The organism is Brevundimonas sp. (assembly GCF_032055285.1).
Taxonomy (GTDB): Bacteria; Pseudomonadota; Alphaproteobacteria; order Caulobacterales; family Caulobacteraceae; genus Brevundimonas.
In genome coordinates, this window is sequence record NZ_DAMBRE010000003.1 from 392709 (window position 1) to 402367 (window position 9659).

General features: G+C 69.1%; 11 protein-coding genes. 3 read left to right on the top strand and 8 right to left on the bottom strand.

All coding sequences use genetic code 11. The annotated features are described in order from the left end of the window. Positions 1-59: 59 nt before the first annotated feature. Entirely contained in the window at positions 60-1724 is a 1665-nt protein-coding gene (locus RTY13_RS10095; RefSeq protein WP_312783125.1) for a thiamine pyrophosphate-binding protein, read from the bottom strand. Positions 1725-1825: 101 nt separating this feature from the next. Between RTY13_RS10095 and RTY13_RS10100 the strand changes: the two genes are divergently transcribed. Further along, the gene (locus RTY13_RS10100; RefSeq protein ID WP_312783127.1) at positions 1826-1963 is read left to right on the top strand and encodes an entericidin A/B family lipoprotein; all 138 of its coding nucleotides are present in this window, start codon (positions 1826-1828) and stop codon (positions 1961-1963) included. A 98-nt stretch (positions 1964-2061) separates the two neighbouring features. After that, positions 2062-2466 carry a YidB family protein gene (locus RTY13_RS10105; RefSeq protein ID WP_409450301.1) on the top strand — a complete coding sequence of 135 codons (405 nt, stop codon included), beginning with the start codon at positions 2062-2064 and terminating at the stop codon, positions 2464-2466. Between the two features lie 47 nt (positions 2467-2513). Here the strand turns inward: RTY13_RS10105 and truA are convergent, their stop codons facing one another. From truA to RTY13_RS10140, 7 genes are all read right to left on the bottom strand, one after another. Further along, a complete protein-coding gene (gene truA, locus RTY13_RS10110) occupies positions 2514-3263 on the bottom strand; it encodes a tRNA pseudouridine(38-40) synthase TruA (RefSeq protein ID WP_312783131.1) in 750 nt (249 codons plus the stop codon). Beyond that, entirely contained in the window at positions 3263-4186 is a 924-nt protein-coding gene (gene fmt / locus RTY13_RS10115; RefSeq protein WP_312783132.1) for a methionyl-tRNA formyltransferase, read from the bottom strand. Before fmt ends, truA begins: the two co-directional genes overlap by 1 nt. A 27-nt stretch (positions 4187-4213) precedes the next feature. After that, positions 4214-4429, bottom strand: a complete 216-nt coding sequence (locus tag RTY13_RS10120) for a hypothetical protein (protein WP_105563730.1) — start codon at positions 4427-4429, stop codon at positions 4214-4216. Continuing rightward, positions 4429-5010, bottom strand: a complete 582-nt coding sequence (locus tag RTY13_RS10125; RefSeq protein WP_312783133.1) for a peptide deformylase — start codon at positions 5008-5010, stop codon at positions 4429-4431. The genes RTY13_RS10120 and RTY13_RS10125 overlap by 1 nt, the downstream gene beginning before the upstream one ends. Before the next feature lie 82 nt (positions 5011-5092). After that, the gene (locus tag RTY13_RS10130) at positions 5093-5365 is read right to left on the bottom strand and encodes a hypothetical protein (RefSeq protein ID WP_312783134.1); all 273 of its coding nucleotides are present in this window, start codon (positions 5363-5365) and stop codon (positions 5093-5095) included. A 50-nt stretch (positions 5366-5415) separates the two neighbouring features. Next, a complete protein-coding gene (locus RTY13_RS10135) occupies positions 5416-5838 on the bottom strand; it encodes an acyl-CoA thioesterase (protein WP_312783136.1) in 423 nt (140 codons plus the stop codon). Positions 5839-5902: 64 nt separating this feature from the next. Continuing rightward, entirely contained in the window at positions 5903-7060 is a 1158-nt protein-coding gene (locus RTY13_RS10140) for a patatin-like phospholipase family protein (RefSeq protein ID WP_312783137.1), read from the bottom strand. Between the two features lie 170 nt (positions 7061-7230). Here RTY13_RS10140 and RTY13_RS10145 point away from each other — a divergent pair, with 170 nt between their 5' ends. Next, entirely contained in the window at positions 7231-9582 is a 2352-nt protein-coding gene (locus RTY13_RS10145) for a glycoside hydrolase family 95 protein (RefSeq protein ID WP_312783138.1), read from the top strand. Positions 9583-9659 lie beyond the last annotated feature (77 nt).

Below are 9659 nucleotides of genomic sequence, written 5' to 3' on the forward strand. Positions count from 1 at the left end.
GGCGGCACTGTTCCCCGGCACGGCGTCAGGCGCAAGCCGCCAGACGGCGCAGAGGCGTGTCAGGCCCCGCGCAGGTCCGTGATCGTCCGGCCGGGCGCGATCTGCTCGGCGTCGGTGATCAGATGGACCAGAGCCGGACGACCGCCCGCCGCGGCCGCGCGCGCGGCCGCCAGGGCCGCCGGGAAGTCCGCAGTCGCCTCGCAACGCACGGCGAAGGCGTCGAAGGCCTCGGCGTATTTGACGAAGTCCGGGTTCTTCAGGTCGGTGGCGATGACGCGGGCGGGATACTCCCGCTCCTGGTGCATGCGGATGGTGCCGAAGGTGCCGTTGTCCACGACCACCACAATGACGCCGAGGCCGTACTGGGCGGCGGTGGCCATCTCATTGGCGCTCATCATGAAGTCGCCGTCACCGGCGATGCAGACCACCTCGCGCGACGGCTGGGTCGCCTTGGCCCCCAGGGCCGCCGGATAGCCGTAGCCCATGGCGCCCGAGGTCGGGGCCAGCTGGGTGCGACGGGCCTGATGGCGGTGGAAACGGTGCAGCCAGGCGGCGAAGTTTCCCGCGCCATTGGTCAGGATGGCGTCTTCCGGCAGAACCTCGGCCAGATGGGCGATGACCTCGCTCATGTTGACCGCGCTCTTGACCTCGATGGGCGTGGAGAAGGTCATGAAATCGGCGTGGGCGGCGGCGCCCTGCGCGCTCCAGGTCCGGCCCGGATCGATGCTCGACAGGGCCAGGGCGGCCAGGGAATTGTCGGAAGCGGCCGACAGGGCGGGCGCCCAGACGCGGCCCAGTTCCTCGGCGCCCGGATGGATGTGGATCAGGGTCTCGGCCGTCTTCGTCCGGTCCAGCAGGGTGTAGCCCTGGGTCGGATTCTCGCCCATGCGGGCGCCGACCACCAGCAACAGGTCCGCGTCCTTGACGCGTGCGACCAGCTTGGGGTTCGGGCCGAGGCCTAGGTCGCCCGCATAACCCGGATGGTCGTTGCGGATCAGGTCCTTGCGGCGGAAGGACAGGGCGACGGGCAGGCCCAAACGCTCGGCCCAGCCCGAAATCGCGTCGGTGGCGACGTCGGTCCAGCCCGACCCGCCGAGGATCAGCATGGGGCGCTCGGCCTTGGCCAGCCGCGCCTTCACCTGCTCGACGAAGGCCGGGTCCAGCGCGGCCTTGGCGGCGACCACCGGGCGCACCGGCGCAGGACCGCCATTCTCGTGCAGGATGTTCTCGGGCAGGGCCACGACCACCGGGCCCATGCGGCCTTGCAGCGCCGTGGCGAAGGCGCGCTCGACCACCTCGACGGTGCGCTCGGGGCTTTCGATCTCGGTCGCCCACTTGGCCAGTCCGCCGAAGACCTCGCGGTAGTCGACTTCCTGAAAGGCGCCGCGCCCGCGGTCGGTCAGGGCGATCTGACCGACGAAGAGGATCATCGGCGTGGAATCCTGATGCGCCGTATGCACGCCAATGCTGGCGTGGGTCGCGCCCGGTCCGCGCGTGACCATGCAGACGCCCGGCTTGCCCGTCAGCTTGCCATAGGCCTCGGCCATGTTGGCGGCGCCGGCCTCGTGGCGGCAGACGATGACCTCGATCTGATCGCGCACGTCGGCCAGGGCGTCCAGCACGGCCAGATAGCTCTCGCCCGGCACGCAGAAGACCTTGTCGACCCCGTTCATCACCAGGGTGTCGACCAGACGGCGGGCGGCGGTATCGAGAGCTTGCGTCATGGTTTCGCCGTTAGCAGATTGAAGGATGAATTGGCCATGCAACCTTGTGGCCAAGCTTCACGTTGAAGCGCTCAATCGTCTCATTCTCGGGGAAATCATACATGCGCAAGTTCATCGTCCTCGGCGTCATCGCCGCCGCTCTGGCCACCGCCGCCTGCAACACCGTCGCCGGCGTCGGCCGCGATCTGGAAGCCGCCGGCCAGGCCGTGACCTCCAGCTCGAACTCGGCCCGCAACTAAGGGCCGCGCCGGCGGCGGGTTTGCGATCGTTTGCGATCCCGCCACAAAAGCGTAGCCTCGTTCCCTCAGACTGCGGGCTTCAACTCGGAGAACGACCCATGGGACTTCTGGATAATGTGCTCGGCGGCCTCGGCGATGACGCCGCGGGCGGGCTGTCGGACCTGCTCAAGGGCCAGGGCGGCGTCGGCGGTCTGGCTGAGAAATTCGGCCAGAACGGCCTGGGCGACGTGGCGGCCTCTTGGATCGGCAAGGGCGCCAATGCCGGCATCTCGGCCGAGCAGATCGCCTCGGTTATCGGCTCGGGCCCCATCGCCGACTTCGCCAAGAAGTTGGGCATTTCGCCGGAACAGGCCAGCGAGACCCTGGCGGGCCTGCTGCCGGAAGCCGTCGATCGCCTGACGCCGAACGGCTCGGCCGAGGGCGCCGACGACCTGCTGGGCGGCCTGATGAACAATCTTCCGGGCGGCATCGGCGGCGCCCTGGGCGGTCTGTTCAAACGCTAGAAAAGTCGAAGCTACCCTCCCCCGTTTACGGGGGAGGATTGGCGATATCAGGCCTCAGCCTCATAGGTGACGCCCGTCAGATAGAGACCGTCTGACGGCGCCACCGGGCCGCAGCGCGCCCGATCCTTCGCCTCAAGCGCCTCGGCCAGATCGGACACGGCCCAGCGCCCCAGGCCCACCTCGGCCAGGCTGCCGGCCATCGAGCGCACCTGACGGTGCAGGAAGCTGCGCGCCTCGAACACCAGATGCACCTCTTCGCCCACTCTGGCGACGCGGGCCACGTCCAGAGTCTTGACCGGACTGGCCGACTGACACTGGGCGTCGCGGAAGGTGGTGAAGTCGTGCAGGCCGATCAGAGCCTGCGCCGCCGCATGCATGGCCTCGACGTCCAGCGGCTTCTTGACGTGCCAGACCCGGCCCCGGTCCAGCGCCGGACGCCCCGGACGGTTGAGGATGCGATAGAGGTATTTACGCCCGCTGGCGGTGAAGCGGGCATGCCAGTCATCGCTGACCGGGGCGCAGTCCAGCACCGCCACCGCCTCATGCATCAGGTGGGCGTTGAGCGCATTCATCACCGTCCGCGCCGGCCAAGCCTTGTCCAGATCGACATGGCAGGTCTGGCCCGTGGCGTGGACGCCGGTGTCGGTGCGTCCGGCGGCGGCGATGCGCACGGCCTGGCCGGAAAAGGCCGTCACCGCCGTCTCGATGGCCCCCTGCACCGTCGGCTGACCGGCCTGGGCCTGAAAGCCGTTGTAAGCTGAGCCGTCGTATTCGATGGTGAAACGGTATCGAGGCATCAGCCCAGAACAGTTCCAGCGGAGACCGGGAAGCCGCGCAGCATTTCATCCGCCGACTGAGCCGCCTTGCTGGGGCGCTGCACGCGGGTCAGGCGCACCGCGCCGGCTCCGCAGGCGACCGTCAGGGCCTCGTCCAGCACCTGTCCGGGCTCGCCTTCGCCCTCGGCCAGAGCCGACATCAGCGCCTTGATGCGCACGGGCTCGCCGTCCGCCTCAACCTCGAACCAGGCGCCCGGGAAGGGCGACAGGCCGCGGATGTGAGCGTCCACCTCAGCGGCGGGACAGGTCCAGTCGATGCGCGCTTCGGCCGGAGTGATCTTCCTGGCGTAGGTCGCTTCGCCGACCTGTTCGGTCTCGGTGAAGCCGCCGCGCTCGATGGCGGCCAGGGCGCGCGGCCACAGGGCGGCGCCGAGGTGGGCCATGCGCTCGGTCAGGCTGGCGGCGGTGTCGTCAGGATAGATGTCCATGACCTCGGACAGGATGATCGCGCCCTCGTCGAGACCCTCGCTCATCCGCATGATCTGGGCGCCGGTCTGGCGGTCGCCGGCCATGATGGCGCGCTGGATCGGCGCGGCCCCGCGCCAGCGCGGCAGCAGCGAGCCGTGCAGGTTGAAGCAACCCAGGCGCGGCGCCTCCAGCACCTCGGGTTTGAGGATCTGGCCGTAGGCGACGACGCAGGCAGCGTCGAGATCCAGGCTGCGGAAGGTGTCGATGGCCTCCGGCGCCTTCATGCTCTCGGGCGTGAAGACCGGCAGGCCCATGGCCTCGGCGAAGGCGTGAACCGGCGACGGCGTCAGCTTCTGGCCCCGGCCCTTGGGGCGCGGCGGTTGCGAATAGACGGCGACGATCTCGTGTCCCGAGGCGATCAGCTCGGCCAGCGAAGGCACGGCGAAGTCGGGAGTTCCCATGAAGGCTAGGCGCATGGTCCCGCCTTTAGACCGTGGGGCGGATTACATCCAGCGCGTATAGACGCCGCCGCCCTCGTCCCACTCGCCGCCTGCATCCAGAGCGTCGTCGAAATCGAGCAGACGGTCCAGCAGCAGCCCCGCCACCACGCCGACGGCGGCGACAGCGACGATGGTGGCCAGGCTGGCGGCGCCGACCTTCTGATTGCGGGTCAGACGGCGACGGCCGCGCGGGTCGATGATCGTGGTCTTGCGGGCCATCAGGCGGCGAGCCTTGCGTTCTTCTTGACCTTGGCGACAGCCCGTTCGCGGCGCAGGCGCGACAGGTGGTCGATGAAGAGGACGCCGTTCAGATGGTCCAGTTCGTGCTGGAAGCAGACGGCGTAGAGACCTTCGATCTCTTCCTCGATCTGCTCGCCGGCATAGTTCAGGTAGCGGACGCGGATGCGGGCCGGGCGCTCAACGGCGTCGAAATATTCCGGCACCGACAGGCAGCCCTCCTCATAGGAGAACATCTCGTCCGAAGCCCAGACGACCTCCGGGTTGACGAAGTAGCGCGGGTTGCGGCGCGCCAGTTGCAGGTCCTCGCTCTCCTCGGCCTCGGGGTCTTCCGACGCGCCCTCGACCGGCTTGTCGCCCAGGTCCATGACCACGACGCGCTTCAGCTCGCCGATCTGTGCGGCGGCCAGGCCGATGCCCGGCGCGGCGTACATGGTCTCCAGCATGTCGTCCATGAGAGCGCGCAGCGCGTCGGTCACGCCGCCCTCGACGGGCGGGGACACGGCCTTGAGGATCGCCAGGTCGGCGGCGTTATCGATGGTCAGGATGCGACGAATAGCCATGGCCCGCAGGTAGGGTGCAAGCGGTCAAACGTCAAGAATTTCCGAGTGCGGCGCTTGGTCTTGCCGCACACCCTCGGCCCGCCTAGCCAGCCGAAGCCATGGCGATGCCGACCACCTGCATGATGGTCCAGACCAGGCCGCCGACAGCCAGAAGCCCGCCCGCGCCGGCCGCTTTCAGCCTGGCGCGGCACAGGCCCTCGAACCGCTCAGGATCGACGGCGCGCTCAATCCGACGTCCCGCATGCCCCTTGCTGCGGATCACGCCAGTCTGGCGCGCCTTGAGCAGGGGCAGCAGTTCGCGCAGCATGAGAAACAGGCCGCCGATAAAGGCGCCGATGCCGGCCAAGGTCCACATGGTCCGCCCTCCTCGCCCCTCTCTTGGAGTCTGGAAGAACGATGTTGCATTCAGGCCTGACTGTCCAGAGCCGGGGGCAGCGGGCGCGGCTTGCGGTCGGAATCGATGGCGACATAGGTGAAGACGCCTTCGGTCACGCGCACCGACTGGGCCTCGGGCTGGCCGCGCGAACGCTTCCAGGCCTCGACATGAACCCGGATCGAGGTGCGGCCGGTGTGGACGACGCGAGCATAGATCGAGACCTCGTCGCCAACCGAAACCGGCTGGTGGAAGACCATGCCGTCCAGGGCCACGGTGGCGCAGCGGCCGTTGGCGCGCTCGAAGGCCGGGGTGGCCCCCGCCAGGTCCATCTGGGCCAGCAGCCAGCCGCCGAAGATGTCGCCCTCGGGGTTGGTGTCGGCGGGCATGGCGATGACGCGGCCGACAGGCTGGCCTTCGGGAAGCTGGGCGGGGATTTTCTCGGCGTCGGTCATCGGGGCCTTGATGGTCTTGGGGAGGAGAGAGCTTCCATGCGCCTCGCGACAGGCCGCATCAAGGCTATCCGCGCGGCCGCAACCGATCCATCAGGCCTTGGAGCCCCTGCCGCTCGGCCACGGGCGAGCGCCACAGCTCGCCCGCCCGCGCCCGCTCGCGCGCGGCGTCGAACAGGCGCTGCATCGTGGTGGTGTCGAAGCTCAGCATCCCGCCCTGGTCCGGCGCGTCGGGGATGGAGGCGACGCTGATCGGCAAGCCCTGCGCCGCGCAGAAGGTCGTCGCCGTCCCCAGGGCCTGGCGATACGAAAACCGCAGCATGGCGTCGAAGCTGCGGGTCAGCACCGCCGCCACATTCGGCGCCGTGGTGCGCGGTTCCGGCTCCAGCACCGTATTGACGAGGACATGCACCCGCCCCCGATGCAGTCGTCGCCCCAGCCGGTTCCAGCGCAGCAGACCCTCAGGCATCAGGAAAAGGGGCGCCGCGACCCCGCCGTCGACGTGCATCTCCTCGAACTTGGCGCCATCGACCTCGCAGGGAATGCGACGCGGCGGGAACAGACCGGGCAGGCTGGCGGAAGCCGCCAGAACCTCGCGGAACAGGGCCACGGCCTTGTCGCCGCCGTGCGAGGCTATGGCCCCCATGTCCCAGATGCAGGAGCGCTGACTGTCCAGATCGGTCGTCGCCACCAGCAGCCGCCGCCCGCGCGCGTGCTCGGCCGCCACGGCATCGATCAGGGCTTCATCGACAAAGGGATGGATCAGGGCGTCCAGGGCCTCGCCCTGGAATAGGCCGCCGGTAAAGGTCGAGGCCAGACGGCGCAAGCTCAGCAGGTCGGCGGCATGCCCCCCGACATAGGCGTCGGTCAGACGCTCGTCCCAGGCCGGCCCGAGAAAGGCGAAGGGCGCGATCAGGGCCCCGGTGCTGACGCCTGTCACCAAGGCGAACTCGGGCCTCTGTCCGGCTTCCGTCAGGCCGACCAAGGCCCCTGCCCCATAGGCGCCGCCCGCCGCCCCGCCGGAAATGGCCAGCATGTCGAACCGCCCGGAGGCCCAGCCCGAACGCGGCAAGGACAGCCGATCCGCCGCCGCCTCCAGCGAAGTCTCGGCCTGCTCAATGCTCAGACGAATATCGGCAAAGCCCGCGATCCGCCCTTGGCCGGGCGGCGGCGCAGGCAACCGCCCCCTGGGCAGACGTCGGACGGAATGGACGGATTCGCTCACACAGCTTCATCGGACGTGGCGCGGCATCGGTCAAATGACGAGGTCTGGCTCTGTCGCCGCACCCCAAAGGTAACCGGTTTCCATGCGCCCTAAATAATAATACTAATTACACTAAGGGGGCGGTGTCGTCCCATGGATCGTGCGCCAGTCCACATTCGGCAGGAGTGGAAATGCCTTCAAATCCCGTGGTGCTGTCGCGCCGTCGTTTGCTGATGGCTTCGGCCGCCGCCGCCGGTCTGGCCGTCTCGCCGTCCGTGGTGCAGGCCCAGGCCTTCACGCCCCTGCCGCGCACCGGCGACGAAGGCGAGCTCAAGCTCTGGTACCGCAACCCGGCCGAGGCCTGGGTCGAGGCCCTGCCCATCGGCAACGGGCGGCTGGGGGCCATGGTCTTCGGCGGCGTGGCGCGCGAGCGCCTGCAACTGAACGAGGACACCCTGTGGGCCGGCGGCCCCTATGACCCGTCCAGCCCCGACGCTCTCAAGGCCCTGCCCGAGGTTCGGCGCCTGATCTTCGAGGGCCGTTATCTGGAGGCCCAGACCCTGGCCCAGGCCGGGATGATGGCCAGGCCCATCCGCCAGATGTCCTATCAGACCATCGGCGATCTGATGCTGAGCTTCGGTGTGTCCTCGGCCTCCAGCGGCTATCGCCGTGACCTCGACCTGGACCAGGCGATCACCACGACCGAGTACCGCCAGAACGGCGTCGCCTATCGCCGCGAGGTGTTTGCGTCACGGCCCGACGACGTGGTGGTGATGCGTCTGAGCGCCGACCGACCGGGCGCCGTGAGCTTCGAGGCGGCCTTCGAGACGCCCCAGGCCGCCGACGCCGCCGTACATGACGGCGACCTGATCCTGAGCGGTCGCAACGGCTCGCAGTTCGACGTGCCTGCCGCCCTGTCGTTCGAGACCCGCGTGCGGGTAATCGCGCGCCGCGGCCAGGCCCAGGCCGACGGCAAGGCCCTGAGGGTCGAAGGCGCAGACGAGGTCCTGCTGCTGATCGCCGCCGCCACCAGCCATGTCGGTCCCAGGGACGTCAGCGGCGACCCGCGCGCCCGCACCCTGGCGACCCTGGACCGGATCATGCCCGACTTCGACCAGTTGAAGGCTCGCCATCTGGCCGACTACCAGCCCCTGTTCCGGCGCGTCAGCTTCGCCGTCGGCGCGACCGAGGCCGCCCTGCAGCCCACCGATCAGCGCGTGTCGAAATCCCAGACCTTGGACGACCCGGCCCTGGCCGCCCTCTACTTCCAGTACGGACGCTACCTGCTGCTGTCCTGTTCGCGGCCGGGGACCCAGCCGGCCAATCTGCAAGGCCTGTGGAACGACAAGACCAGTCCGCCCTGGGGGTCCAAGTACACGATCAACATCAACACCGAAATGAACTACTGGCCCGCCGAACCCCTGGCCATGCAGGAGTGCGTCCAGCCCCTGATCGCCATGGTCAGGCAGATGGCCGAGACGGGCGCCGTCACCGCCCGCGTCAACTATGGCGCGCGGGGCTGGGTCTGCCATCACAACACCGACCTGTGGCGCGCCACGGCCCCCATCGACGGCGCCCGGTTCGGCCTGTGGCCCATGGGCGGCGCCTGGCTGTGCGAACACCTGTGGGATCACTACGACTATGGTCGCGACAAGGCCTATCTGGCCGAGGTCTATCCCGTGATGAAGGGGGCGGCGCAGTTCTTCCTCGACACCCTGGTCGATCATCCTGACGGCTCCGGCCTGGTCACCTGTCCGTCCCTGTCGCCCGAGAATCTGCACCCGTTCGGGGCTTCGGTCTGCGCCGGCCCCGCCATGGACAGCCAGATCCTGCGCGACCTGTTCGCCCATGTGGCCGAGGCCTCGCAGATCCTGCGCAAGGACGCCGGTTTCCGCCGCGAGGTGCTGGCCGCCCGCGCCCGCCTGCCCGCCGACCGCATCGGCAAGGCCGGCCAGCTTCAGGAATGGCTGCAGGACTGGGACATGGAGGCGCCCGAGCCGCACCACCGCCACGTCTCCCATCTCTACGGCCTCTTCCCCAGCTGGCAGATGTCGCGGCGCGACACGCCCGATCTGGCCCGCGCGGCGCGAAAGTCCCTGGAGCTGCGCGGCGACCTGTCGACCGGCTGGGCCATCGGCTGGCGCATCAACCTGTGGGCTCGGCTGGGCGAGGGCGACCGCACGCATCAGGTGCTCAAGCTGCTGCTGAGCCCGGAGCGCACCTACCCCAACCTGTTCGACGCCCACCCGCCCTTCCAGATCGACGGCAATTTCGGCGGAACCAATGGCATGGCCGAGATGATCGTCCAGTCGCGCCCCGGCGAGATCGAGATTCTGCCAGCCCTGCCTTCGGCCTGGCCCAAGGGCTGGCTGAAAGGCGTCCGGGCGCGCGGCGGGCTGACGCTGGACGTCGAGTGGGATCAGGGACGTCCGACACGCACCCTCTTGCGCGGCCCGGCCGGCGCCGAGACGCGCCTCCGCTTCGCCTCAGAGGTCCGGACCCTTCGACTGCCGGCCAGCGGCGAGCTTGCCGCGACCTTCTGACTTCAGGATGACAGGGAGGAGATGGCGCACCCGACAGGATTCCTCGTGCCGACCTGCTGGTAGGCCGAGCTATCGGC